Annotated in this window: 25 protein-coding genes; 9 read left to right on the forward strand and 16 right to left on the reverse strand. The window is 67.9% G+C overall.

The features are described from left to right. Positions 1 to 204 precede the first annotated feature (204 nt). Both mscL and HWY45_RS24065 read left to right on the forward strand, forming a co-directional pair. The gene (gene mscL, locus HWY45_RS24060; RefSeq protein WP_010092114.1) at positions 205 to 636 is read left to right on the forward strand and encodes a large conductance mechanosensitive channel protein MscL; all 432 of its coding nucleotides are present in this window, start codon (positions 205 to 207) and stop codon (positions 634 to 636) included. A gap of 329 nt (positions 637 to 965) precedes the next feature. Next, positions 966 to 1,412, forward strand: coding sequence for a hypothetical protein (locus HWY45_RS24065; protein WP_017331909.1), 447 nt, complete (start codon positions 966 to 968; stop codon positions 1,410 to 1,412). Between the two features lie 84 nt (positions 1,413 to 1,496). On the opposite strand, the gene HWY45_RS24070 is transcribed toward HWY45_RS24065, so the two are convergent. Beyond that, positions 1,497 to 2,387, reverse strand: a complete 891-nt coding sequence (locus tag HWY45_RS24070) for an NAD(P)-dependent oxidoreductase (RefSeq protein ID WP_059885137.1) — start codon at positions 2,385 to 2,387, stop codon at positions 1,497 to 1,499. Positions 2,388 to 2,535: 148 nt separating this feature from the next. Here HWY45_RS24070 and HWY45_RS24075 point away from each other — a divergent pair, with 148 nt between their 5' ends. Then, positions 2,536 to 2,745 (forward strand): dodecin, encoded by a 210-nt coding sequence (locus HWY45_RS24075; protein ID WP_059565555.1) that lies wholly within the window; start codon positions 2,536 to 2,538, stop codon positions 2,743 to 2,745. A 161-nt stretch (positions 2,746 to 2,906) separates the two neighbouring features. Continuing rightward, entirely contained in the window at positions 2,907 to 3,836 is a 930-nt protein-coding gene (locus HWY45_RS24080; protein WP_011885102.1) for a LysR substrate-binding domain-containing protein, read from the forward strand. 80 nt (positions 3,837 to 3,916) lie between these two features. On the opposite strand, the gene HWY45_RS24085 is transcribed toward HWY45_RS24080, so the two are convergent. Beyond that, entirely contained in the window at positions 3,917 to 5,335 is a 1,419-nt protein-coding gene (locus HWY45_RS24085) for an 8-oxoguanine deaminase (RefSeq protein WP_059885139.1), read from the reverse strand. Between the two features lie 495 nt (positions 5,336 to 5,830). Here HWY45_RS24085 and uraH point away from each other — a divergent pair, with 495 nt between their 5' ends. Both uraH and HWY45_RS24095 read left to right on the forward strand, forming a co-directional pair. Continuing rightward, positions 5,831 to 6,184, forward strand: coding sequence for a hydroxyisourate hydrolase (gene uraH / locus HWY45_RS24090; RefSeq protein WP_059565559.1), 354 nt, complete (start codon positions 5,831 to 5,833; stop codon positions 6,182 to 6,184). Between the two features lie 54 nt (positions 6,185 to 6,238). After that, positions 6,239 to 7,432 (forward strand): urate hydroxylase PuuD, encoded by a 1,194-nt coding sequence (locus HWY45_RS24095; RefSeq protein ID WP_059565561.1) that lies wholly within the window; start codon positions 6,239 to 6,241, stop codon positions 7,430 to 7,432. Positions 7,433 to 7,537: 105 nt separating this feature from the next. On the opposite strand, the gene HWY45_RS24100 is transcribed toward HWY45_RS24095, so the two are convergent. After that, a complete protein-coding gene (locus tag HWY45_RS24100; RefSeq protein WP_059885142.1) occupies positions 7,538 to 7,948 on the reverse strand; it encodes an ACT domain-containing protein in 411 nt (136 codons plus the stop codon). Positions 7,949 to 8,030: 82 nt separating this feature from the next. Next, complete coding sequence (locus HWY45_RS24105) at positions 8,031 to 8,951, reverse strand: LysR substrate-binding domain-containing protein (protein WP_059885144.1); 921 nt, start codon at positions 8,949 to 8,951, stop codon at positions 8,031 to 8,033. A 134-nt stretch (positions 8,952 to 9,085) separates the two neighbouring features. On the opposite strand from HWY45_RS24105, the gene HWY45_RS24110 reads away from it, so the two are divergent. Continuing rightward, positions 9,086 to 9,901, forward strand: a complete 816-nt coding sequence (locus tag HWY45_RS24110) for an aminotransferase class IV family protein (protein WP_059885146.1) — start codon at positions 9,086 to 9,088, stop codon at positions 9,899 to 9,901. Positions 9,902 to 10,055: 154 nt separating this feature from the next. Here HWY45_RS24110 and HWY45_RS24115 read toward each other — a convergent pair whose 3' ends face one another. From HWY45_RS24115 to HWY45_RS24165, 11 genes are all read right to left on the reverse strand, one after another. Continuing rightward, positions 10,056 to 10,568 carry an ureidoglycolate lyase gene (locus HWY45_RS24115; protein WP_059885148.1) on the reverse strand — a complete coding sequence of 171 codons (513 nt, stop codon included), beginning with the start codon at positions 10,566 to 10,568 and terminating at the stop codon, positions 10,056 to 10,058. Next, positions 10,565 to 11,578 carry an allantoicase gene (alc, locus tag HWY45_RS24120; protein ID WP_059885150.1) on the reverse strand — a complete coding sequence of 338 codons (1,014 nt, stop codon included), beginning with the start codon at positions 11,576 to 11,578 and terminating at the stop codon, positions 10,565 to 10,567. Before alc ends, HWY45_RS24115 begins: the two co-directional genes overlap by 4 nt. A gap of 72 nt (positions 11,579 to 11,650) precedes the next feature. Continuing rightward, entirely contained in the window at positions 11,651 to 12,172 is a 522-nt protein-coding gene (gene uraD / locus HWY45_RS24125; RefSeq protein WP_059565576.1) for a 2-oxo-4-hydroxy-4-carboxy-5-ureidoimidazoline decarboxylase, read from the reverse strand. Continuing rightward, positions 12,169 to 13,122 carry an allantoinase PuuE gene (gene puuE, locus HWY45_RS24130; RefSeq protein ID WP_059565577.1) on the reverse strand — a complete coding sequence of 318 codons (954 nt, stop codon included), beginning with the start codon at positions 13,120 to 13,122 and terminating at the stop codon, positions 12,169 to 12,171. The genes uraD and puuE overlap by 4 nt, the downstream gene beginning before the upstream one ends. 171 nt (positions 13,123 to 13,293) lie before the next feature. Next, complete coding sequence (locus HWY45_RS24135) at positions 13,294 to 14,121, reverse strand: aspartate/glutamate racemase family protein (protein ID WP_059885152.1); 828 nt, start codon at positions 14,119 to 14,121, stop codon at positions 13,294 to 13,296. Between the two features lie 10 nt (positions 14,122 to 14,131). Then, positions 14,132 to 15,616, reverse strand: a complete 1,485-nt coding sequence (locus tag HWY45_RS24140; protein WP_059885154.1) for an NCS1 family nucleobase:cation symporter-1 — start codon at positions 15,614 to 15,616, stop codon at positions 14,132 to 14,134. Positions 15,617 to 15,766: 150 nt separating this feature from the next. Then, positions 15,767 to 16,474: a GntR family transcriptional regulator gene (locus HWY45_RS24145; RefSeq protein ID WP_059565581.1), complete on the reverse strand. Its 708-nt coding sequence runs from the start codon at positions 16,472 to 16,474 to the stop codon at positions 15,767 to 15,769. 307 nt (positions 16,475 to 16,781) lie between these two features. Continuing rightward, positions 16,782 to 17,720 carry a muramoyltetrapeptide carboxypeptidase gene (gene ldcA / locus HWY45_RS24150; RefSeq protein WP_059885156.1) on the reverse strand — a complete coding sequence of 313 codons (939 nt, stop codon included), beginning with the start codon at positions 17,718 to 17,720 and terminating at the stop codon, positions 16,782 to 16,784. A 98-nt stretch (positions 17,721 to 17,818) separates the two neighbouring features. After that, positions 17,819 to 18,391 carry a tRNA adenosine(34) deaminase TadA gene (gene tadA, locus HWY45_RS24155; protein ID WP_059809576.1) on the reverse strand — a complete coding sequence of 191 codons (573 nt, stop codon included), beginning with the start codon at positions 18,389 to 18,391 and terminating at the stop codon, positions 17,819 to 17,821. Continuing rightward, complete coding sequence (locus HWY45_RS24160; protein WP_026044634.1) at positions 18,388 to 18,789, reverse strand: DnaJ family domain-containing protein; 402 nt, start codon at positions 18,787 to 18,789, stop codon at positions 18,388 to 18,390. The genes tadA and HWY45_RS24160 overlap by 4 nt, the downstream gene beginning before the upstream one ends. A gap of 265 nt (positions 18,790 to 19,054) precedes the next feature. Further along, a complete protein-coding gene (locus HWY45_RS24165) occupies positions 19,055 to 19,327 on the reverse strand; it encodes a DUF4148 domain-containing protein (RefSeq protein ID WP_059809578.1) in 273 nt (90 codons plus the stop codon). 524 nt (positions 19,328 to 19,851) lie between these two features. Here HWY45_RS24165 and HWY45_RS24170 point away from each other — a divergent pair. Next, a complete protein-coding gene (locus HWY45_RS24170) occupies positions 19,852 to 20,934 on the forward strand; it encodes a helix-turn-helix transcriptional regulator (protein WP_059809580.1) in 1,083 nt (360 codons plus the stop codon). A 95-nt stretch (positions 20,935 to 21,029) separates the two neighbouring features. Here the strand turns inward: HWY45_RS24170 and HWY45_RS24175 are convergent, their stop codons facing one another. Beyond that, positions 21,030 to 22,244 (reverse strand): MFS transporter, encoded by a 1,215-nt coding sequence (locus HWY45_RS24175; RefSeq protein ID WP_059885158.1) that lies wholly within the window; start codon positions 22,242 to 22,244, stop codon positions 21,030 to 21,032. A 228-nt stretch (positions 22,245 to 22,472) separates the two neighbouring features. Between HWY45_RS24175 and HWY45_RS24180 the strand changes: the two genes are divergently transcribed. Continuing rightward, positions 22,473 to 23,726, forward strand: coding sequence for a lipoprotein-releasing ABC transporter permease subunit (locus HWY45_RS24180; protein WP_059809584.1), 1,254 nt, complete (start codon positions 22,473 to 22,475; stop codon positions 23,724 to 23,726). The last annotated feature ends 141 nt before the right edge of the window (positions 23,727 to 23,867 follow it).

The raw sequence follows: 23,867 nt of genomic DNA on the forward strand, positions 1-23,867 counted from the left end.
CGCATCGCGCGCCCGCTCCCCCGGCGGGTGCGCTGCGGCCTTGCGGCGCGCGCCTGCCGCGCCGATTTGTCAATCATTCAAAGATGGGCTATCGGCATTGGGGCACGTTCGCTATCATGCGGCCATCGGCGTGCCACCGACCCTGAATTCGACACGATGCGTCGCGGCGCGCCTCCATTTGCCCTAAAAAGGAGAAACCCGCTCATGAGCATCATCAAGGAATTCAAGGAGTTCGCCGTCAAGGGCAACGTGATGGATCTCGCCGTCGGCGTGATCATCGGCGGCGCATTCTCGAAGATCGTCGATTCGATCGTGAAGGACCTGATCATGCCGGTCATCGGTGTCCTGACGGGCGGCCTGGATTTCTCGAACAAGTTCGTACTGCTCGGCACGATCCCGCCGTCGTTCAAGGGTAATCCCGATTCGTTCAAGGATCTGCAGGCCGCCGGCGTCGCGGCGTTCGGCTACGGTTCGTTCATCACCGTGCTGATCAACTTCATCATCCTCGCATTCATCATTTTCCTGATGGTGAAATTCATCAACAAGCTGCGCAAGCCGGCGGAAGCCGCGCCGGCCGCAACGCCGGAAGACATCGTGCTGCTGCGCGAAATCCGCGATTCGCTCAAGCAGCGCTGAGCGTTCGCGCACGACCGTCAGCCAGGCCCGCCGCGTGCGGGCCTTTTTATTGCCCGCGCCGCGCGATGCGCGGGCCTCGCATTTTTTTGTGACGAGCGGATGCACGCGCCGGGAAAGCGGGTCTATCATGGAGACTAAACCGACAGTGCAGGCGCCAGGCGCCGACTGTGTCGATCGTGGCGAGCGGGTCGACGGGAGACATCGATCGTCGCACCGCACGAGCGCAGCATGTTCGTGTGCTATAAAGGATCGGCATGCGGCGTACATAGCCGGGAGTGGGTCGCATGAAAGTGCCGCATTTCTTGCAATTGTTTTTGAGGCGAGTGTTTATGTCCTTCCCGAAAAAACGTCGACGCGCGCAGCAGGATGGCCAGGAGTCGTTCCTCGCGGTATTGCGCCATTCGAAACCGTTCGCCCAGCTCGACACCAAGATCGCACGCGCCCGCGCGCAGGACGAACCTGTGCTGTACGCGCATGTGCTGCCCGGCCTGGACGTGCTTCTGTGCAGCGTGCGCGGCGCGCAGCCGCCGTATCCGGCGATCGCCGAATTGCGAAAGCGCTGCATCGAATCGATCGCCAACGCGCTCGAACAGCCGCTCGACGGCCTCGAGAACGGTGGTTACTGGTACGAATCGAATGGCTTCGGCTTCCTCGTCTTCGCGAGCCGCGCCCGCGCGCGCATCCTGCCCGAATTTGGTGCAGGCACGAAAGCGAGCCTGCGCAGCGGGCTCGGGCGACAGAATGCCGGGGACACGACGCCCCGTTCGCTCGGCTGATTCCACGCCATGTTCCGATGGGCCGCCTCCGGGCGGCCCATCTGCCATGCGCGCCATTCGTGCCATTCGCGCATTACGCCGCGATCACGCCTGCCCGCGCCCGTTCCCCGGCCTGACGATATCGATGAACGCGGCGAAATCCGCATCGGCGAGCCCCATTGCCGCGCCGAGCCGCAGCACCTGCTGCACGGTGGCCGACACCGGCATCACCGCACCCGTATCGCGCGCCGCATCGGCGATCGTGTCGACATCCTTCTGAAACGTGCTGAGCGCGCCGATCGGCGGATGCCCGCCCGACGTCATGCGCGGCACGAACGTCTGCAGCAGCACCGAATCGGCCCAGCCGCCGGCAAGCGCCTGCGCGAGACGCGCGGCGTCGATGCCGCTCGCCTGCGCGAGGCCGACCGCCTCGGCGATCGCCGTGACGGTCGCGGTGACGATCGCCTGGTTGCACAGCTTCGCCGTCTGGCCCGCGCCGGCGTCGCCCATGTGCGTGATGCGCGCCGCGTACGTATCGATCAGCGGCCGCGCCGCGTCGAGATCCGCCGCGCGGCCGCCGGCCATGACGGCCAGCGTGCCGGCCTGCGCGCCGGGCACGCCGCCCGACACCGGCGCGTCGACCCAGCCGATGCCCAGCTCCGCCGCGCGCCGCGCATAGTCGCGCGTCACGCCGGGTGGAATGCTCGAGTGATCGACGATGCGCCGCAACTTGCGCGCGGCGACATCGCCGGACAACAGGCCGTCCGGGCCGAACACGACGTCGCCGACCGCGCGCGCGTCGAGCACGCACATCAGCACCGTCTCGACCTGCTCCGCCAGCGCGCGCGGCGTATCGGCCACGCGCGCGCCGTCGGCCACGAGCGCGTCCGATTTCGCGCGCGTGCGGTTCCATACGCCGACCTGGTGGCCCGCCGCCAGCAAATGCCGAATCATCGGCGCGCCCATCAATCCCGGTCCGCAAAATCCGACTTCCACGATGCGCCTCGTCTCCAATATGGGTTGAACTTGCCGCCCATCATACCTATCACTCAAGAAGCCGGACGCATTCCGTACCCGTTTGCGCTTGTGCCTAGCGCCTGCGCGCTGCGCCCGTGGCAGAACCCGGCACGACAGGGAGCGCATCATGAGCGACCACGTCTACAAGCTGATCGAACTGACCGGTTCGTCGCGGGAATCGAGCGACGACGCGATCCGCAATGCGATCGCGAAAGCCGCCGCGACGCTGCACAACCTCCACTGGTTCCAGGTGACCGAGACGCGCGGCCACATCGAAGGCAACCAGGTCGTCCACTGGCAAGTGACGCTGAAAGTCGGCCTGCGCATCGACGACTGACGCGCCAGCCGCGCGCTTCACGCGCACCGTTCCGGCTGCGGCCACCGCCGCGCCGGCGGATGCGTGCGGGTATCCATCCCTTGACGCTGGTTTTCGTTCATATTAAAAATCATATACCCCATCCCCCACTCGATCAGCCCGGACATATAAACGGAGAAATCATGAGTCAGCAACGCGAGGCGATCGACACGTACCTCTTGCGCGTCTTGCACACCCTGTTGATGGAGCGCAGCGTCACGCGCGCGGCCGTCAAACTGAACCAGTCGCAGCCGGCGATCAGCGCCGCGCTGCGGCGCCTGCGCGACATCACCGGCGATCCGCTGCTGGTGCGCGGCAAGTCCGGCATGGTGCCGACCGAATACGGGCTGCGCCTGCTCGAGCCCGTGCAGAACGCGCTTCGCGAAATCGAGCGCATCAAGTTCCAGCAGCACAGCTTCGACCCGGCCACGTCGATCCGCTGCTACCGGATCGGCTGCCCCGACTACCTGAACGTGCTGTTCGTGCCGACCGTCGTCGAACGCTTCCGCCAGGCCGCGCCGAATGCGACGCTCGAATTCCATTCGCTCGGCCCCGCGTTCGACTACGAGCTCGCGCTCGAGGACGGCAAGCTCGACATCGTGGTCGGCAACTGGCCGGAGCCGCCCGAGCAGCTGCACCTGTCGAACCTGTTCGTCGACGAGATCGTCTGCCTGATGAGCAACACGCATCCGTTCGCGAAACGCGGCGGCCTCACGCTCGACCAGTACCTGAACGCGCCGCACCTCGCGCCGACGCCGTACTCCGTCGGCCAGCGCGGCGCGATCGACGTGCACCTCGCGCGCGAGCGGCTGAAGCGCCACGTCGTCGTCACGCTGCCGTACTTCAACCTCGCGCCGTACGTGCTCGTGAAATCCGACCTGATCTTCACGACGACGCGCCTGTTCGCCGACCACTACGCGAAGTTCCTGCCGCTGTCGGTCGTGCCCGCGCCGCTCGACTTCCCGCCGATGCAGTACTACCAGCTGTGGCACGAGCGCTGCCATTACTCCGACGAAGTGCGCTGGCTGCGCAGCCTCGTCGCCGAGGCCACCCGTACGCTGATCGAGGCGTAACGGCGCGCGATGGCGCGCAAAGGCATGCAATAGGCCGGCCGCCGCCGTGCATCGTCACGGCGGGCGGCCGGTGCGCCGCGTCAGTGCGACGCTTCGACGAGCGCCTGCGCGAGCGCGTTGTGACGCGCGATGACGGGAGGCAGGTCGAGCGTCGCCAACTGCCCTTCCCGCACCACGACCTTCCCGTTCACCACCGTGTACGCCGCCTGCGACGGCGCGCAGAACACCAGCGCCGCGACCGGATCGTGCAGCGCGCCCGCGAACAGCGGCTGGCGCAGGTCGAACGCGGCGAAGTCGGCGGCCATGCCGGGCTTCAACGCGCCGATGTCGTCGCGGTTCAGCACCTTCGCGCCGCCGAGCGTCGCGATCTCGAGCGCCTCGCGCGCAGTCATCGCGTCGGGCCCGAAGCCGACGCGCTGGAGCAGCAGCGCCTGCCGCACTTCCGCGACCATCTGCGCGCCGTCGTTCGACGCCGAGCCGTCGACGCCGAGCCCGACCGGCACGCCGGCGAGCCGCATCTTCTTCACCGGCGCGATGCCCGACGCGAGCCGCATGTTCGAGCACGGGCAATGCGCGACGCCCGTGCCGGTGCGCGCGAACAGGCCGATGCCCGCGTCGTCGAGCTGCACGCAATGCGCATGCCAGACGTCGTGCCCAACCCAGCCGAGATCTTCCGCGTATTCGGCCGGCGTCATCCCGAACTTCTCGCGGCTGTACGCGATGTCGTTGACGTTCTCCGCGAGGTGGGTGTGCAGCGACACGCGGTATTCGCGCGCGAGCCGCGCAGCGTCGCGCATCAGCTCGCGGCTCACCGAAAACGGCGAGCACGGCGCGACGACGACCCGCAGCATCGCGTAGCGTCCTTCGTCGTGATAGGTCTCGATCAGCCGCTGCGCATCGCGCAGGATGTCGGGCTCGCGCTCGACGACCGAATCGGGCGGCAGCCCGCCGTCGCGCTGGCCGACGCTCATCGCGCCGCGGCTCGCGTGAAAGCGCATGCCGATCCGCTGCGCGGCGCCGATGCTGTCGTCGAGCCGGCTGCCGTTCGGATAGATGTACAGATGATCGCTCGACGTCGTGCAGCCCGACTGCAGCAGCTCGGCCATCGCGGTGAGCGTCGACACCTCGATCATCTCGGGCGTCAGGTGCGCCCAGATCCGGTACAGGTTCGTGAGCCAGCCGAACAGCTCGGCGTTCTGCGCGGCCGGCACCGCGCGCGTGAGGCTCTGGTACATGTGATGGTGCGTGTTCACGAGCCCCGGGATCACGAGGTGCCCGCGCAGGTCGAGCACTTCATCGGCGGTATCGGGCAGCTCGGCGCTCGGGCCGATCGCGACGATCCGGTTGTCTTCGATATAGAGCCCCGCGTCGCGCAGCTCGCGGCGCGCGTCGTCCATGGTCACGAGCACGTCGGCGTGCTTGACCAGCAAGGTCTTCGGGCGGGATGGGGATACGTGCGGCGCGCGTGCCTGCGCGCCGGAGTGCTGCTCGGGATTCATGCGTTCTCCGCGTCGGTCAGCCCTTTCGGGCAATCGCAAAGCCGTTCGAACGCTGATTCGCGGCACGCCCCGGTGCCTGCGTCCGTTCGAACGCCCTGGCCCGGTTACCCGGCGTGCTCGCCGTCTTCGGGGTGCGCGCCGGCCTCGGGCCGACGCGCACGGCGGGAGGATCGCCGATGCGCGCGCGCCGCACAATGCGCCACGCCGAATACTGCGCTTCACGGTTTCGATATGGTACGCGCGAGGGCCGTTCAACAGCCCGCCGAGCGCGGCACGGCGGGGTTTTTTCCCGCCGTCGACAGCGGCTCATGCGCGGCGCATTATCTTTGCTATCGCGCCCGTATTTGCATCGGGAACGTTCTTACAATGCCTGCACGGCGCTCGCTTCTACTTCGCCGACGGGTATGTAGCCACGTGACGTGGAGCCTCGATCCGCCGCACAGTCCATGGATCGAGCCGCCGCCGAACCTCGCATTCACACAAGGAAAACTGCGAATGGGAAAGCTCACTACCCACGTCCTCGATACGGCGCACGGCCGCCCCGGCGCCGCACTCAAGGTGGACCTCTACGCGCTGGACGGCGAATCGCGCCGCGCGATCAAGACCGTGCTGACCAATAGCGACGGCCGCTGCGACGAACCCCTTCTGGAAGGCGCCGCGCTCAGCGCCGGCGAATACGAACTCGTGTTCCATGCCGGCGACTACTTCGCGTCGCTCGGCGTGAAGGTGCCCGAACCCCGCTTCGTCGATCGCGTCGTGCTGCGCTTCGGCATCGCCGACGCCGGCTCGCACTACCACGTGCCGCTGCTCGTGTCGCCGTGGTCGTACAGCACGTATCGCGGCAGCTGACACACGTATCGGCTGCCCGCATCAAAGACAACGATCTGAGTCTGGAGGAGTTTCATGGAAGGCTTCATCACCGACTGGCTGAACCTCGCGCTGCGGTGGCTGCACGTCATCGTCGCCATTGCGTGGATCGGCGAGTCGTTCTATTTCGTCGCGCTCGACAACAGCCTGAAACCGCCGACCGACCCGAACCAGCGCAAGCGCGGCGTGTTCGGCGAGCTGTGGCACGTCCACGGCGGCGGCTTCTACAACATGCAGAAGTACACGGTCGCCCCGCCGGAAATGCCGGATGACCTGCACTGGTCGAAGTGGCCGTCGTACACCACCTGGCTGTCGGGCTTCTCGCTGTTCTTCGTGCTGTACCTGCTCGCGCCGAACACGTACCTGATCGACAAGAACGTGCTCGACATGGGCCCGGTGGTCGCTGTCGCGTCCGCGCTCGGCTTCCTCGCGGCCGGCTGGATCGTCTACGACTCGCTGTGCCGCATCCTCGGCACCAACGACCGCCTGCTCGGCATCTGCGTCGGCATCTACGTCGTCGTCGCCGCGTACCTCGCGTGCCACATCTTCGCAGGCCGTGCCGCGTACCTGATCGTCGGCGCGATGCTCGCGACGATCATGTCGGCGAACGTGTTCTTCGTGATCATTCCCGGCCAGCGCAAGATGGTCGACAAGATGCTCAAGGGCGAGGAGCCGAACCCGATCTACGGCAAGCGCGGCAAGCAGCGCTCGGTGCACAACACGTACTTCACGCTGCCCGTCGTGTTCGCGATGCTGTCGAACCACTACGCGATGACGTACACGAACAAGTTCAACTGGGTCGTGCTCGTGCTGATCATGCTGGCCGGCGCGCTGATCCGCCAGTTCTTCGTGATGCGCCACCGCGGCAAGCAGCTGTGGTACCTGCCGATCGGCGGCGTCGCGCTGCTGGCCGGCGCGCTGGTGTGGACGACGCCGAAGCCGGTCGCACCGGAAGCGCAGGCCGCGAACGCGCCGAAGGTCGTGATCAACGACATCATGCCGATCCTGCAGCAGCGCTGCGTCCAGTGCCACTCGGCCAAGCCGACGCTGATGGGCAGCGCGCCCGCCGGCGTGATGTTCGATACGCCGGACGAAGTGTCGAAGAACGCGCAGCGCATCTACGAACAGGCCGTGCGACTGAAGGCGATGCCGATCGGCAACGTCACGCACATGACGGACGACGAGCGCATCAAGCTCGCCGCGTGGTTCGAGGGCGGCGCGACGAAGTAAGCTGCCGCGTGCCGGTGCGCCGGCGCCACCCTCTCCCTTTGCGGGCCCGGAAGCGGGCCCGTTTTTTGTTCCAGCGAGGATTACCGGGGTATGCGGCCCGGCTCGCTAGCCGCGCGCTGCATCGCGTTGCAGCGCGACCAGTGCGTCGAGCGCCCGGGCGCCTTCGTCGAACGGCACGAAGATGTGGTCGTGGTACGCAGCCGCCATCACGTTGCAACTGATGCCGGCCGCGCCGAGCGCCCGGGCGAACGCGGCCGTGAGCCCGACCGCCTGCAGGTCGGAGTGCACGGTCAGCGTGATCCATGCGGCGCGGAACAGCACCGGCCAGCCGTGGCGGGCCGCCGTTTCCTCGCTGACGACGACCGTCAGTCCCTCCGCTTCATGGAAGGTCGCAATCGTTTCGGATAACGATACGTGGGCATCGTGCGGCAGCGACACGAATGCGTACGCGCCCGGGTGCAGCTCGGGCTGCATCGTGCGCAACAGGATCGCGAGGTCGGTTTCGGGTTGGCTCATCGTGAGATCGGCGTCCGGGCGAGACGCGATGTGGTGACGATGCGCGCACGATACCACGCGCGATAGTCGCGATCGCGGGCGGTCACGCGGGCATCGACGCGATCTCGCCCGCGAGCCAGCCGCGCAGCGCGACGATGCGCGGATCGTCGCGCGTGCGTTCCGGGTACACGACGTGGTACGCGACAGTCGGCGCGACCTCGACGCGCACGTCGAACAGGCGCACGATGCGCCCTTCCGCAAGGTCGCGCGCGATCAGCTCCGGCTCCGCAAGCCCGATCGCCGTGCCGTCCATCACGGCCTGCACGACATGGCTCGCGTCCGGAAACGCGACGCAACGACCGTCGTCGAAGCCGTCGACGCCGGCCGCCGCCATCCACGCCGACCAGCCGGGCCACGCCACGCCGTCGACCTCGCACGCCACGTGGCAGAGCGTATGGCGCAGCAGGTCGTGCGGCGCACGCAAAGCCGGCCCAGCCGCCAGCAGCGCCGGGCTGCAGACCGCGACGACCGACGTGCCGAACAGGCGCTCCGCGCACGCATCGCGATAGCGCCCGGCGCCGAAGCGGATCGCGACGTCCACGTCGTCGGCGTCGAAATCGCGCAGCCGGTCGGTGATGTCGAACGTCAGGTCGAGCGCAGGATGCGCGGCCCGCCAGCGCGGCAGGCGCGGCAACAGCCAGTGCGTCGCGAAGCGCGCGCCGACCGACACGCGCAGTTCGGTCTGTTCGCGCGCCATGCGCCGCGCCCGCGCGGTCGCGCGCCGCAGCCCCGCGAGCGCATCGGCGGCGGCTTCGGCCAGCACGGCGCCGGCAGGCGTCAGCCGGATGCTGCGGCTCGTGCGGACGAACAGCGCGACGCCAAGCTGTTCCTCGATTTCCTTGACCTGGTGACTGACGGCGGCCGGCGTCAGCCCGACCTCGTCCGCCGCCCGCGTGAAATTCAGGTGCCGCGCCGCCGCATCGAACGTCCTCAGCGCGCGCGTACCGGGCCACATGCGTTCCATCGATCTTCAAGAGAAATTTGATGACCGTTCGAAAACTACTCGTTTTTCAGCACGCCATCAATCGGCAAACAATACATCTTCTTGAAGATCACGCGGGCCGCGCACTGCCCGCGACCGAACCCGGAGATCCATCGATGACCGTCACCCCGTTTCCGTTCGTCACCCAGCTCAACGGCATGGCCGCCACGCAGGACGCGCTCGCCCCGCTCGCGTTCGCGGGCCACGCGCACTTCACCGCGATGCAGGTGCGCGACGGCCGCATACGCGGCCTCGACCTGCATCTCGCCAGGCTGCGCGATGCATCACATGCATTGTTCGGGCAGGCACTGCCGGACGAGCGGATGCGCGCGTTCCTGCGCGCCGCGCTCGCGCATGCACCGTCGGCGCTTTCGCTGACCGCGACCGTTCACGCGACGACCGGCGAATTCGCCGCCGCGCGCGACGACGAGGCACTCGACGTGCTGGTCCGCACCGCGCCGCCGTCGTCGGGCCCCGCCGGCCCGCTCGATCTCGCGCTGTTCGACTACGAGCGCGTGCTGCCGGGCATCAAGCACGTCGGCGAAGTCGCCAAGACGCACTTCCTGCGCCGCGCGGTCGCACAAGGTTTCGACGACGCGGCATTCGTCGATCGTCACGGGCGCATCAGCGAAGGCTCGATCTGGAACCTCGCATTCCGGGACGGCGACACGGTGGTCTGGCCAGCGGCCGACCGGCTCGACGGCGTCACGATGCAGATCGTGCGCCGGCAGCTGGCACGGCTCGGCGTGGCGCAACACGATCGCGCGCTGACGCCTGCCGATGTTCCCGCGATGACGGGCGCCGTCGTCATGAACTCGTGGACGCCGGGCATCGCGGTGCGCCGGTTCGGCGCGGCAACGCTGCCCGACGCGGCGTCGTTCGTCGCGCTGCTGCATCGTGCGTATGAAGCGGAGCCGCTCGTCGCGCCTTGACGCTTCGCGCCGTCGACCGTCGACACCCTCATGCAGTCGCGCGATCACCTCGATCCCGAACCGCAAACCGCCTGAGCGCATCACGCACGCACAAAAAAACCCGCGCAAAATGCGCGGGTTTCGCCAGGCCGATGCCGTGACGTCGGCAGAAAGCTCAGGCCGCCGGCGCGAGCAGCGCCGCCTCGGTCAGCCACAGCGATTGCGGCAGATCCTGTTCGTTGAGGTTCAGCCCGTCCCCGCCACGATCGACGACGATGAAATCGCTGACGTCGCCGAGCGCGATCAGCGGGTGATGCCACACACCCTTCGCATAGTTGACACCCTGCCAGCCGCTCGTCACGAACGCGCGGATCTTCGCCGGATCGAGCTCGCCCGCGGGCGCGACCACGACGAGATACGGCTTGTCGTTCAGCGGCACGAACGCCTGGCTGCCGAGCGGATGCCGCTCGAGCATCTTCACCTCGAACGGCAGCGTGCGCGGCTGGCCGCGGAACAGGTTGACGAGCGTGCGGCCGCCTTGCTCTTCGACGTCGACCTTGGCGAGATCGTGAAAGCGGATCGTCGTGCCGAGGTTGATCGGAATCTGCTTCGCGCCGTCCGTCTCGATCACGTCGCCGAACGGCGCGAATGCTTCCCGGGTCAGCGCTTCGATGACGAGCGTGTTCATTTGTCGAGCGTCCCGATGAGACGCAGGCGCGACACGCCGCCGTCCGGAATGATGTTCAGGCGCACGTGCGTGACGGGGCCGAGCGAGGCGAGCTCGCGCTCGAAGTAGTGCTGCTTGTCCATCTGCAGCTTCTGCTCGCCGAGCAGCGCCGGCCAGAACATCGACTGCGTGATCAGCGAACTGTCGGTGCCGCCCGTCACGTACGCGGCCTGGATCGAGCAGCGGTCCGGATAGTTGCCCTTGAAGAACGCGGTGTCGACTTCGATCTTGCGGATCACGCCCGGCTGCGCCAGCGCGATGATCGCCCAGTCGTTGCCCGGCTCGCGGCGGCGGCGGGTTTCCCAGCCGTCGCCCATGTTCACGCCGCGCCCCGGCAGCAGCAGGTTCGACGCGACGCCGAAGTGCTGGTTGTTCGCGGCGACCACGTAGCCGCCGTTTTCCATCGCGGCGAGATCGAACAGCTCGCTCGCGCTCGCGCCCGCCCAGTCGAGCTGCGGCTGGCCGTACACGCGCAGGCGCGCGATGCCGCCGTCCGGGTAGATGTTCACGCGCAGGTGCGTGAACGCGCGCGCATCGCTCGCCTCGACGTAGTGGTGGCTGTTGCCCTGCAGCGTCGTCGACGGCACGATCTCGACCCACTCGGTCGCATGCGTGGGCGCGCCGTCGGCCACGAACGCGGCCTCGACCGACGCGGCCGGCGGGAAGTTGCCGGTGAAGTGGCTCGTATCGATGTCGAAGCCCTTGATCACGCCCGGGCGCGCGAGCTTGACGATGCACCAGTCGTAGCCGGTCGTGCGCTTGCGGCGCGTTTCCCAGCCGTCCATCCACTTGCCGTGGTCGTCGTACTTGCCGGGGATGAAGACGGCCGGCTCGGGGTTCAGCATGCGCTCCTTCGGCGCGAAGAAATCGTCGCTGGCCTCGAGCGCCTGCGCACCGAGACGCGGATCGGCGAGGTTCACGTAGCGCCGCGTGAAATCAGGTGCGTTGGGGTCGAGAAGCGGGATGGCCATGGTGTGTTCCTTGTCTGTGTTGCTTGTGTATTGCGTGGTCGCCGCCGCGACGCGGCAGGCGACGCAGCGGGTTCAGGCGTCGATCAGGTCGTCGAGCCGGAAACGCGCGATCCGGTAGATCTGGTCGAGGCTCGCGCGTAGCTCCTCGGTGCGCGTGTGGTTCACGCGCGACTCGAAGTTCGCGATGATGCCGTGCCGGTCGTAGCCGCGCACCGCGAGGATGAACGGGAACCCGAACTTCTCGCGATAGGTGCGGTTCAGCGTCTGCAGCCTGTCGAACTCTTCCTGCGTGCACTGCGCGAGGCCCGCGCCGCTCTGCTCGCGCGTCGATTCCTCCGTCAGTTCGCCGCGCACCGCGGCCTTGCCCGCGAGCTCCGGGTGCGCGTTGATCAGCGCGAGCTGGCGCACTTCGCCGGCCGTCTCCACGGCGCCCGACATCGTCTGGTGCAGCGCGTCGATGCTCGCGTACGGCCGTGCGCCCGCGGCCGCCTCGGCAACCCACGGCGAGTGTTCGAAGATCCCGGACAGCGCCGCGACGAATGCGCCCGGCGCCATCGTGTTCAGTTGCTCCAACGTGTAACGCATCGCCTTCATGCTTTCCCTTGGTTCCGAAGATTGGGCTGATACGGATGATGTTCGCGCCAGTGACGCGCGATATCGACACGCCGCGTCACCCATACGCGATCGTGCTGCTCGATGTGGTCGAGGAACTTCTGCAGCGCGCGGAACCGGCCCGGCCGGCCGAGCAGCCGGCAGTGCATGCCGATCGACAGCATCTTCGGCGCTTCGTCGCCCTCCTCGTACAGCACGTCGAACGCGTCGCGCAGGTAGTGGAAGAAGTGATCCGCGGTGTTGAAGCCCTGCGGCGTCGCGAAGCGCATGTCGTTGGTGTCGAGCGTGTACGGCACGATCAGCTGCGGCGTCGTGCCGCCGCCCGACACTTCGACGTCCATCCAGAACGGCAGGTCGTCGCCGTAGTTGTCGGAGTCGTACAGGAAGCCGCCGTATTCGGCGACGAGCCGGTGCGTGTTCGGGCTGTCGCGCCCGGTGTACCAGCCGAGCGGCCGCTCGCCCGTCACGCGCTCGATCGCTTCCATGCCGAGCCGCATGTGCTCGGCCTCGAGCTCCGGCGTCATGGCCTGGTAGTGGATCCAGCGCCAGCCGTGGCACGCGATTTCATGGCCCAGCTCGACGAACGCGCGCGCGAGCTCCGGATGCCGCTCGATCGCCATGCCGACGCCGAACACGGTGAGCGGCAGCCCGCGCTTCTCGAACTCGCGCAGGATGCGCCACACGCCGGCCCGCGACCCGTATTCGTAGATCGACTCCATGCTCATGTGGCGATCCGGATACGCGGCCGCGCCGACGATTTCCGACAGGAACTGCTCGGAACCGGGGTCGCCGTGCAGCACGCAGTTCTCGCCGCCCTCTTCGTAGTTCAGCACGAACTGCACAGCGACGCGCGCCCGCCCGGGCCAGTTCGCCTGCACCGGATGGCGGCCGTAGCCGATCAGATCGCGTGGATAGTTGGAATCGAGTGACATGGTTCGATGTGCGACGAATACCTGCTGAATTATTGGGTATCGATCGGCCCCGGCGAGGGGCCGCCGCGCTCGCACCGGCCTTGCGGCGCCCCCGCCGGAGCCGATGCGATTGACGGCCCAGTGTAGCGAAAACGCCCATACGCGCCCATACAGCGGCGCAGATAGTGCGTGTCAGACGGTGTGTATGTGCGGGTGCGGCAAGCCGGCCGCGGCGGCCTGCGGCGCGTCTGCGCCCGGCCGGCCGTGCGCCGGGCCCGGTGCGGCCGCGTCGGGGCTGAAACGCGCGAATTCGCCGTCGTAGCGCTTCGGCAGCGGCCGCGCATAGTCGCCGCGCTTCGCGGTCGCGAGCCGCAGCGTGACGAGCGCTTCCGCCCATTTGACCGCCGCGGTCACGCCCTCGACCACCGGCGCGCCGATCTCCCGCTCGATCTCGTGCGCGAATTCGGCCATCCCTGCACAGCCGAGCACGATCGCGTCGGCGCCGTCCTCGTCGAGCGCGCGCCGGCATTCGTCGACGATGATCCGGCGCGCGGCCGAGCCCGGGCGGTCGAGCTCGAGCACCGCGACGTCGGTCGCGCGCACGTTGCGGCAGAATCGCTTCATCCCGTAGCGCTCGGCGAGGTGCCACGCCATCCCGCAGGTGCGCGCGAGCGTCGTGACGACCGAGAAGCCGGGCGCGAGCACGCTCGCCGCATGCATCGCCGCCTCGGCGATGCCGATCACGGGCCCGCGCGCGAGCTCGCGCGCGGCATACAGCCCCGGATCGCCGAAGCACGCGATCACGTACGCATCGAAACCGTCGCGCTCGCCCTGCGCGATCTCGGCGAGCAGCCCGGGCGTCGCGAGCGCCTCGTCGTAATGGCCCTCGATCGACGGCGGCCCCATCGGCGGGCTGACCGCCACCACCGTGGTGCCGCCGGCCGCGACCTCGCGCGCGCAGCGGCCCATCGCGTCGGTCATCCGCTGCGTCGTGTTCGGATTGATCAGCTTGATCTTCATCGCGCGCTCCTCAGGCCTTCGGTTGCGCGAGCAGCCGGTAGAACACGAAGCCGAGCGCCGCGCCGATGAACCACGAGAAGTTCGCGACGCCCTGCCAGCCCGGCATCATCACGCAGACGATCGCGATCACCGCGGCCGGCAGCAGCGCGGCGAGCGCGCGGCGGTTCACGCCGCCCGTGTACCAGTACGCGCCGCGCTCGGACATCGTGTACAGGTCGTCGCGCACGAGCCTGCCGCGCTTGACGAGATAGAAGTCGGCGATCAGCACGCCGTAAAGCGGGCCGATGAACGCGCCGAGCACGTCGAGCGTGTAATGGATCACGGCCGGGTTGTTGAACAGGTTCCACGGCGTGATGAAGATCGACGCGACCGCCGCGAGCATCCCGCCCGCGCGCCAGCTGATGAGCCGCGGCGCGACGTTCGAGAAGTCGAACGCGGGCGACACGAAGTTCGCGACGATGTTGATGCCGATCGTCGCGATCGTGAAGGTCAGCGCACCGAGGATCACCGCGGTCGGATGGTCGATGCGGCCGACCGTCTCGACCGGGTCGGTGATCAGCTCGCCGAACACCGGCAGCGTCGCGGCGGTCGTGATCACCGTGACGAGCGAGAACGCGAGAAAGTTGACCGGCAGGCCCCAGAAGTTGCCGCGCTTCACGTCGCCGAAGCTGCGGCAATAGCGCGAGAAGTCGCCGAAGTTCAGCATCGGCCCCGAGAAGTACGACACGACGAGCGAGATGGCCGTGATCATCACCGGGATCACTTCGGCGCCGTGATACTTGACGCCGCCGAGGTTGATACCGATGTTGCGCCAGCCCGCGCGCCACACCATGTAGCCCGCGAGGATGAACATCACGACATAGACGGCCGGGCCCGCGAAGTCGATGAATTTCTTGATCGTCTCCATCCCGTTCCAGAACACGAACGCCTGCAGCACCCACAGCAGCATGAAGCCCGCCCAGCCGACGGCCGACAGGCCGAGCAAGCCGTAGCGGTGCACGTCCGCGTACGGCAGCCATTGCGGGAAGAACTTCAGCACGACGATCACCAGCGCGCTCGACGCGAGATAGGTCTGGATGCCGTACCACGCAATCGCGATCAGCCCGCGGATCACGGCCGGCACGTTCGCGCCGAGCACGCCGAAGGTCGCGCGGCACGCGACCGGATACGGCACGCCGATCTGCTGGCTCGGCCGCGCGATCAGGTTGCACAGCGCGTTGACGAGGCCGATGCCGACGATCAGCGCGATCAGCACCTGCCAGCTCGTCAGCCCGAGCGCGAACAGGCTGCCCGCGAACACGTAGCCGCCGACGCTGTGCACGTCCGACATCCAGAACGCGAAGATGTTGTACGCGCCCCAGGTCTGATTCTTCAGGGGTGCCAAATCTTCGTTGTACAGACGCTCGCTGAACCCGCCCGGCAACGGCGGATCACTGCCCTCGCCGCCGCTTTCCGCCGGATATGCGCTGTCGTGCGCGACACTAAACTGAGCCATGACTTCTCCTTGACCGCGGCCGGGCGGCCGCTCCATCGTCATCGAAATCGCCCCGGGGTCGTCGTCCGGGGTCGGACCTGCGGCCGCGGCGTGGGCCGCGGCCGGCATTGCTTCAGCTCAGGTGGCGCGCAAGCAGGGTTCCGTCGCCGCTTACGCGGCGCCGCCGAACACTTCGCGCAAATCGACCGCCCCGGTTGCGGGCCGGTCCAGCATTCTCAATTCGACGTGCTGCAGGTGGTGCGCCATCAGCTCGGCCGCGCGCTTCGCGTCCCCCGCTTCCAGCGCGACCAGGATCTCGCCGTGGTCGTCGAACGAACACGGGCTGCGCCCGTGCGACTCGTACAGCGCCGACATCAGCGTCGAGCGCGCGACGAGGCCGTCCAGACACGCACAGAGCGTCGCGTTGCCCATCAGCGCGGCAAGCGCCGTATGGAACTCGCCCGACAGGCGGATCCACGCGGGGAAATCGCGCCGCTCGAACGCCTTGCGCTCCTTGTCGATCAGCGCCGCGACGCCCTTCAGGCGTTTCGCGCCCGGCCCCGTCGCCAGCCGCTCGACGACGGCCAGCTCGATGATCCGGCGCATCTCGAACACCTCGTGCACGTCCTGCAGCGTGGGGCTCGCGACGAACGCGCCGCGGTTCGGCTCGAGATCGACCAGCCGGTCGGTCGCGAGCAGCGCGAGCGCCTGCCGGATCGTCCCGCGCTTGACGCCGAATACTTCGCACAGCTGCGCCTCGGTCAGCTTCGCGCCGGGCGCGAGCCGATGCTCGAGGATCGCCGTCCGGATCCTTTCGGCGATCGCTTCGGGTCCGGGCGCGCCGGACGGGGCGGATTCGGGTTCGTTCATGATCTGCATCGCGTGATGGTCCTCATCGTAGGACGGACATAAAGATTGTCAACAATTCATTTCGAGGATTCCGCACAATCGGTGCGCATCGCGGCGACCTGATCTGGTGCATCATGCGCGAAATCCATGCACGGCAAGCATCCCCCTTCCGCCAGTGGCCAATCTCGAGGTATACCCTCCCGGCCATTTTGTTGACAAAAATGGTGCAGACCGAGACAGCGATCTTGTTGAGGTCGACGAAAATTCTCGACCGTTAGTTGCGCATTCACTTAAAGAAAAAGGCGGAAACCCGCCTTTTCGATCGCGTGTACCGCCCTCAACCCAGATGCGGATAGTCCGACAGCGTGAGCCTGAAGCCGTGCGCATTCGCGACGAGCTGCGCGTGCGCGCCGAACGGCAGCGTCACCAGGTCCGGCACATGGCCGAACTGCAGCCCCGTGACGACCGGGATGCCGATCACCGCGCGCACCTGGTCGATCATCGCCTGCATGTCGTAGCCGTTGTCGTATTCGAACGACCGCGCGCCGGTCAGCTGGCCGATCACGAGCGCCTGCTGGCGCGCGAGCAGCCCGGACAGGTGCAGCTGGTAGATCATCCGCTCGATCCGGAACGGCTGCTCGTTGACGTCCTCGATGAACAGGATGCCGCCTTCGATGTCCGGCATGTAGGGTGTGCCGACCAGCGACGTAAGAATCGCGAGGTTGCCGCCCCACAGCGTGCCGGACACGTCGACGCTCTGCACCTGCGGCGCTTCCGCGACGATCGTCGTGGACGGCTGCGCGATCGTCCGCCAGAAGTGGCTCATCGTGAATTCGCTGGGCGTCTCCGCGCCGAAGTCGGCCGACAGCATCGGGCCGCCGAAGGTCTTGATGCGCGCCTTCGCATAGAGCGCGAGCTGGATCGCGGTGAAGTCGCTGTGGCCCACCAGCGCGATCGGCTGGTCGCGCAGCCGGCGCTCGAGCCCGCGATAGTCGAGCCCGTGCAGGATGCGCGCGGCGCCGTAGCCGCCGCGCACCGCGAGCCCGATGTCGGGCAGCGGCCGCGCGGGATCCGCGAGCCGGTTCAGGTCCCCTGCCCGCTCGCCGTCGGTGCCGCCGAAACGCTGGTAGCGGCGCTGCGTCGCCTCGATGTTGTCGATGCGGTGCCGCGCGCCGCTCAGCCGCTCGAGCGCCCGATTGATCGCATCGGGGTCGTGCGGATAGCCGGAAGGCGCCAGCAGGCGGATGGAATAGGACGCGGCGGACGGGAGGGACATGGGCGGAACGTGTCGGTGATCAAACCAGCTTAGAGGGTCCGAACCGCCCGCGGTTCACCGGCGGGCCGAACGGCTTCGGGTGCGCCGCATCCCGCGTGTCACGTGCCGGACGCCGGGTCGCGGGCGAGACGGGCCTCGCGCAGCGCGCGGCGGCGCTCGGCGAAGAACGACTTCAGCGCGGCGCCGCACTCGTCGGCCAGCACGCCGCCGAGTACCTCGGTGTGATGATTGAGCTGAGGATTCGCGAACGCGTCGATCACGCTGCCGCACGCGCCCGTCTTCGGATCGGTGGCGCCGAATACGACGCGTGCGATCCGCGCATGCATGATCGCGCCGGCACACATCAGGCACGGCTCGAGCGTCACGTACAGCTCGCAGCCGGGCATCCGGTAATTCTGCAGTTGCTGGGCCGCCATGCGCAGCGCGGCCATTTCGGCATGGGCGGACGGGTCGTGCCCGCCGATCGGGTGATTGAAGCCGCGCGCGATCACCTCGTCGCCGCGCACCAGCACCGCGCCCACCGGCACTTCGCCGGCAGCGCGCGCCTCTTCGGCAGCGGCCTGCGCGAGACGCATGAAATGCGCGTCGCGCGCCGACACCGGCGCGGCGGCTGGTACGGGATTATCGGTCGTGGATTCGGCAGGCGCGCCCGGCAGCACGTCGGACGTCACATCGGCCCCGCTTCGGCGGGCCCGTCGTCGAGCCCGCGCTCGCACAGGCGTTCGGCGATGCGGCGGCAATATTCGCGGGGCACGGTCATCGGGCCGCCGCGCAGCGACTCGAGCGCCATGTCGAGCGCCAGCATCTTCGCCTGCAGCCGGCAGCGCGTGGCGCGGTCGCTGACCGCGCGCAGCTCGTCCTGCAGGTTGCGCAGCGCGCGCAGTTGCTCGACGGCCGGGGGCACGAAGCCCGCATTCTTCAGGATACGGTTGGCCACCCGCACCTCCTCGGGCACGAGCAGGTCGTCGTCCAGCGTTTGCGGCGCGCCGGTACCCGGCAATTCGTCGAACTCGCCCCGCGCGGCGGCGGCGGCAATACGTTGTTCGACCAGGGCGTCAAGCAATCTCATCGGGTCAATCGAAACAATGCGGCAGCCGAATTCTAGCAGGGTGACGCGCGTATGACAGGCACTTCGAACGAATGCTCGACATTCCCGTGAAGGCAGAATGACGGCGCAATCGATTGCGCACTGTTCGCCCCCCGTTTTATGACGGCGCGGGACACGCGGCAACGCTTGATCGCGCCACATCGGGACGCGTTGCCGGGCCGGGCTCCCGACAAGCGGCGTGGCGACCGGTGCCTCTCCGGTCGCCACGCCGTGCACGGGCCGCCGGTCAGTTGCCTCCGCCGTAGAACCGGTTGAGCCGCTCGAACTCACCCGATTTCTGCGCGCGCCAGAGTTCCTGCCTGACCTGCGCACGCGTGAGCCCGGCCGGGCCGCCCGACTGCGTTCCGGCAGCGGGCATGCCGCCCACGGCCGTCGCGCCGATCGCGGCGTCGGACGGCGTCATCGACGACGCCGGTGCACTTCCCTCCTGTGCGAGCGCAGTCCCCACCGCACCCAGCATGCAGACAGCGCCGAGCGCCGCCTTGTACGTGGTCTTCATCGTGGCACCTCACATGAAGCAGCACTGCGATACATTCGACGCGGGCGGCGCGGTTGCCCCACCGCCCGTTCGCTTCGACGCGTGTTCCGTGCGCTGCGTACGGGCACGTTGCCTGCGCCGCCAGCCCGACCACGCAGGCGCGTGCCCGACACACCGGCCGTCGGCCGGCTCGCACGCCGGAGGCCGCATCGATCAGCCGTGGCATTTCCCCTATGAATTCCCCCGGGCCTGCGCATCGTCATGCGCGACATCGCACTGCGGCCGTATCGCACGTTGGCTCTCGTTTCGTTCGTGCATCGCGCCGCATCGCGAATCCGATACGCCCGCCGCGCGCACGACCGGTGGACGGCGGGAATGCGGCCATGATAGAGATCGCCCGCCCGTTTGACGCCCCCTTGAAAGGGGGTAACTGCGCGATTTGTCATGTTGTCCGCCTAAGCTCAACTGATCGCGCCAAACGCGCGAACGGCCCGCGTCGCGATGCAGTCGCGCGCGAATCCGTCGCACGCCCGGGGGACGTCGTCATGTCTGACAAGCACGTCGCGCTCGCAGGTCACATTCGGCGGCTGTGTTCGCTGGGCGTCGATCCGCGCCTCGTCATTCCTCATGTGATTGAAGCGGCACGGCAGATCGTCGGCGCCGACTGGGGCATGTTCCTCTTTGCAGACGAGCACCACGCGCTGAGCGACGTGTACAGCCAGAACGACACGGTCTACTCGGTGCTGCCCGCGTACTTCTCGAACGCCCGCGACACGGCGCAGCAGGACGTGCTCGGCGTCACGTTCTCCGACGCGATGCGGCGCGGGCGCGGCTTCGGCAACAGCGCGCACTACGACGATGCGCTGCTCGCGAGCGCGATGTATGCGGACCTGTGGCAGCCGGTGTCGATGCGCCACTGCCTCGAACTGACCGCGACCGATGGCGCGCGCGGCTGGGGCAGCCTGCAGTTGTCCCGCGCGCCGGGCAGTCGTCCGTTCTCCGAAAAGAATCACCGGGATCTCGAGCCGTTCGCGCGGCATCTCGCGCATGCGTTGTCGCGCCCCGTGCGGCCGCCGCTGCACGAGGCGGAAAGCAGCCTGTCCGCGATCGTGGTCGTCGACGACGCCGGCCGGTTCCTGTTGCACAACACCGACAGCGTCCGGATGCTGGCGCTCGCGGCCGACCAGCCGCTCGCGTTCGCCCGGCAAGACCGGCTGCAGGACTGGCTCGCACCGCTGCTGTCGAACGTCGACCGGATCTGGCGCGGCCACCCCGCGCCGCCCGCCATGCTCGAACGCCGCACCGCCGCGGGCCGCTTCCGCTTCAAGGCCTATCGCTTCGCCAATGCCGACGCGATGCAGCGCGAGTTCGCGATCGTGATCTACATCGAGCACTTTCCGCCGCTCGAACTCGAGATCGAGCGGCTCGGCTTCCGGCTCGGCCTCACCGAACGCCAGCGCGAGCTGTGCACGCAGCTCGTGCTCGGCCGCTCGCACAGCGAAATCGCCCGCGGTCTCGCGCTGCGCGACAGCACGGTCGTCGATCACGTCCGCAAGATCTATCGCAAGCTCGACGTCCACAATCACGACGAGCTGCGCAATCTTTTTCGAGCCGGCACGCAGGGGTAGCGCAATGCGGTGTGCCGCGCCGTTTCCGCGTTCGCGCGAAGTCGCGAAATTAGGTATGTATTCCTGATGAGGCTTTCGACGACGACGCACGCTCGTCACGCCGCCGCCGGCATCGACCGGTCGCGAGGAAACGGCCGGAAGGTCAGCGCAATCAGGAACGCGCCGACACCGATGGCGAAGGAGCCGACATACAGCCACCCATAGCTGCCGAGCGCGTCGAAGATCAGGCCGCCCGCAACCGGCCCCGCCGCCATGCCGAGGCTGCCGGCCATCGCGCTGCCGCCGATCACCGTGCCCATCATCCGCAGCGGAAAGTTCTCGCGCGCGATGACTGAATACAGCGGCATCACGCCCGCATAGACGAAACCGAACAGCGTCGCGACCGCATAGAAGCCGCCGAGGCCGCGCACGAAGCAATACGCGAGCGCGCCGAGCGCCTGGACCAGCAGGCCCGCGACCAGCATGCGCTTTGCGCCGATGCGATCGCCCAACACGCCGAACACGACGCGGCCGCCCATGCCGGCCAGCCCTTCGACGCTGTAGATCGAGACCGCCGCGAGCAGCGGTATGCCGCAGCTCACCGCATAGCTGACCGTGTGGAAGATCGGCCCCGAATGCGTCGCACAACAGAAGAAGTTGGTCAGCACGAGGATCGCGAACTGCGGCGAGCGCAGCGCCTGCCCGACCGACATCGCGGCCTGCGGCGCGCTCGCCTGCGACGCGGCGCCCTGCCCGCCGTCGAGTGCCGGCGCGCGACGGATCAGGAACGCGGCCGGGATCATCGACACCGCCGCGAGCGCGGCGATGATCAGCATCGACGTTCGCCAGTCGTGCGTCGACACGAGCCACGCGGCGAGCGGCGACATGGTCATCGGCGCGATGCCCATGCCGGCCGATACGAGCGACACGGCAAGGCTGCGGTGCGTGTCGAACCAGCCCGTCACGCACGCCATCACCGGCGCGAAAATGGCCGCCGCCCCGCTGCCGACGAGCACGCCGAAGATCAGCTGGAACGCGGCCAGCGACGTCGCGCGGCTGGCGAGCGCGAGACTCGCGGCCAGCAGCACCGCGCCCGACACGACGACGCGGCGCGGCCCCACGCGGTCCGACAGGCTGCCCCACGCGATGCTCGCGAATGCCAGCGCGAGGAAGCCGATCGTCATCGCACCCGAGATGCCGGTCACCGACCATCCGGTGTCGCGCGCGATCGGGCGCAGGAACACGGGCAGCGAGAACATCGCGCCGATCGCGATGCAGCCCAGCAGGCCGCCCGCGGCGACGATCACCCAACGGTAACGGGAATCTGGCATGGATGCCTCCTTGTCTCCGTAATCGGACCCGGTCCTCAAAGATGTTCGGACGCGCCGGCTTGCGTCGATACCACTACGACGGGCGGCACGGTCGTCAATCGACAGGCGTCGTGGCTTTATTTTCCGCCGCCGACGGAAGATGTCGCAGGAACGTTTCCGGACAGGATCCCCAATCGGGATTCGCTAGAATGCCCGGTTCGACGAATCGCGCACCCAGAGGATCTCGCGTTGAAACTCCCGTACGAATGGCAGGTCGGCTTGCGCTATACCCGCGCCGGCAAGCGCTCGACCGGCAACGGCTTCATCTCGTTCATCGCGGCCGTGTCGATGGCCGGCATCGCGCTCGGCGTGGCCGCGCTGATCATCGTGCTGTCCGTGATGAATGGCTTTCGCAGCGAAGTGCGCGACCGCATGCTGTCGGTGCTCGCGCACGTCGAGATCTTCTCGCCGACCGGCACCATGCCCGACTGGGTTCGCACCGCCGAGGAAGCGCTGCGCAACCCGTCGGTCAAGGCCGCGGCGCCCTACGTCGAGGCCCAGGCGCTGCTCACGAACAGCGGCAAGGTCACCGGCGTCGCGCTGCGCGGCATCGATCCGCGGCTCGAGCCGCGCGTCTCCGACATCGCGAAGGACATGAAGAGCGGGCGACTCGACGCGCTCGTGCCGGGCGAGCTCGGGATCGTGCTCGGCTCCGCGCTCGCCGCGAACCTGCAGGTACAGGTGGGCGACCGGCTGACGTTCTTCGCCCCCGGCGGCTCGGCGCAGATGCGCAACCTGCTGCCGCAGTTCAAGCAGTTCAAGGTGGTCGGCACCTTCGAATCCGGGCATTACCAGTACGACAGCGCACTCGCGTTCATCCACATCGGCGACGCGCAGACGCTGTTCCATTTCGCCGCGCCGACCGGCGTACGGCTGCGCGTCGACGACATGGAGCGCGCGCCCGAGATCGCGCTGCAGCTGTCGCGCTCGCTGTCCGGTGATCTCTATATCCGCGACTGGACCCAGCAGAACAAGACGTGGTTCATTGCCGAGCAGCTGCAAAAGCGGATGCTGTTCGTGATCCTGCTGCTGATCATCGCGGTGGCGGCGTTCAATCTCGTGTCGTCGCTGGTGATGACGGTGACCAACAAGCAGGCCGACATCGCGATCCTGCGCACGCTCGGCGCGCAGCCGGGCTCGATCACGAAGATCTTCATGATCCAGGGCATGACGATCGGCCTCGTCGGCACGTTGTCGGGCGTCGCGCTCGGCTGTGCGGTCGCGTGGAGCATCCCGTGGCTGCTGCCCGCGATCGAGCACACGCTCGGCATCCAGTTCCTGACGCCGTCGGTCTACTTCCTCAGCGAGCTGCCGTCGAAGCTCATGCTGGCCGACGTGATCGAAGTCGGCGTGGTGGCATTCCTGATGTCGTCGCTCGCGACGCTTTATCCGAGCTGGCGCGGCGCGCGGGTGCGGCCGGCGGAGGCACTGCGTTACGAGTGAGGGGCGCGGGGGCGTGCCCGGCATGGGCGTGCCCCAATGAAAAATGCCGCCAGACCGCTTGCGCGGCCTCGCGGCATTTTTCATGCGCCGGCCGGGGCCAGACGGAGCCGCGACGGCTACCGGCTGACACCCGACATCGGG

This window comes from Burkholderia stagnalis (assembly GCF_902830275.1).
Classification (GTDB): Bacteria; Pseudomonadota; Gammaproteobacteria; order Burkholderiales; family Burkholderiaceae; genus Burkholderia; species Burkholderia stagnalis.

What these genes read in the sequence shown, in the direction of transcription:
- mscL (WP_010092114.1), top strand. Translation starts at nt 205, where the DNA reads ATGAGCATCATCAAGGAATTCAAGGAGTTCGCCGTCAAGGGCAACGTG.
- HWY45_RS24165 (WP_059809578.1), bottom strand. Translation starts at nt 19,327, where the DNA reads ATGAAGACCACGTACAAGGCGGCGCTCGGCGCTGTCTGCATGCTGGGT.
- HWY45_RS24145 (WP_059565581.1), bottom strand. Translation starts at nt 16,474, where the DNA reads ATGCAGATCATGAACGAACCCGAATCCGCCCCGTCCGGCGCGCCCGGA.
- HWY45_RS24175 (WP_059885158.1), bottom strand. Translation starts at nt 22,244, where the DNA reads ATGCCAGATTCCCGTTACCGTTGGGTGATCGTCGCCGCGGGCGGCCTG.
- HWY45_RS24080 (WP_011885102.1), top strand. Translation starts at nt 2,907, where the DNA reads ATGAGTCAGCAACGCGAGGCGATCGACACGTACCTCTTGCGCGTCTTG.
- puuE (WP_059565577.1), bottom strand. Translation starts at nt 13,122, where the DNA reads ATGTCACTCGATTCCAACTATCCACGCGATCTGATCGGCTACGGCCGC.
- uraH (WP_059565559.1), top strand. Translation starts at nt 5,831, where the DNA reads ATGGGAAAGCTCACTACCCACGTCCTCGATACGGCGCACGGCCGCCCC.
- HWY45_RS24095 (WP_059565561.1), top strand. Translation starts at nt 6,239, where the DNA reads ATGGAAGGCTTCATCACCGACTGGCTGAACCTCGCGCTGCGGTGGCTG.
- HWY45_RS24170 (WP_059809580.1), top strand. Translation starts at nt 19,852, where the DNA reads ATGTCTGACAAGCACGTCGCGCTCGCAGGTCACATTCGGCGGCTGTGT.
- HWY45_RS24105 (WP_059885144.1), bottom strand. Translation starts at nt 8,951, where the DNA reads ATGGAACGCATGTGGCCCGGTACGCGCGCGCTGAGGACGTTCGATGCG.
- alc (WP_059885150.1), bottom strand. Translation starts at nt 11,578, where the DNA reads ATGGCCATCCCGCTTCTCGACCCCAACGCACCTGATTTCACGCGGCGC.
- HWY45_RS24065 (WP_017331909.1), top strand. Translation starts at nt 966, where the DNA reads ATGTCCTTCCCGAAAAAACGTCGACGCGCGCAGCAGGATGGCCAGGAG.
- HWY45_RS24100 (WP_059885142.1), bottom strand. Translation starts at nt 7,948, where the DNA reads ATGAGCCAACCCGAAACCGACCTCGCGATCCTGTTGCGCACGATGCAG.
- HWY45_RS24140 (WP_059885154.1), bottom strand. Translation starts at nt 15,616, where the DNA reads ATGGCTCAGTTTAGTGTCGCGCACGACAGCGCATATCCGGCGGAAAGC.
- HWY45_RS24085 (WP_059885139.1), bottom strand. Translation starts at nt 5,335, where the DNA reads ATGAATCCCGAGCAGCACTCCGGCGCGCAGGCACGCGCGCCGCACGTA.
- HWY45_RS24135 (WP_059885152.1), bottom strand. Translation starts at nt 14,121, where the DNA reads ATGAAGATCAAGCTGATCAATCCGAACACGACGCAGCGGATGACCGAC.
- HWY45_RS24115 (WP_059885148.1), bottom strand. Translation starts at nt 10,568, where the DNA reads ATGAACACGCTCGTCATCGAAGCGCTGACCCGGGAAGCATTCGCGCCG.
- HWY45_RS24160 (WP_026044634.1), bottom strand. Translation starts at nt 18,789, where the DNA reads ATGAGATTGCTTGACGCCCTGGTCGAACAACGTATTGCCGCCGCCGCC.
- HWY45_RS24075 (WP_059565555.1), top strand. Translation starts at nt 2,536, where the DNA reads ATGAGCGACCACGTCTACAAGCTGATCGAACTGACCGGTTCGTCGCGG.
- HWY45_RS24110 (WP_059885146.1), top strand. Translation starts at nt 9,086, where the DNA reads ATGACCGTCACCCCGTTTCCGTTCGTCACCCAGCTCAACGGCATGGCC.
- uraD (WP_059565576.1), bottom strand. Translation starts at nt 12,172, where the DNA reads ATGAAGGCGATGCGTTACACGTTGGAGCAACTGAACACGATGGCGCCG.
- ldcA (WP_059885156.1), bottom strand. Translation starts at nt 17,720, where the DNA reads ATGTCCCTCCCGTCCGCCGCGTCCTATTCCATCCGCCTGCTGGCGCCT.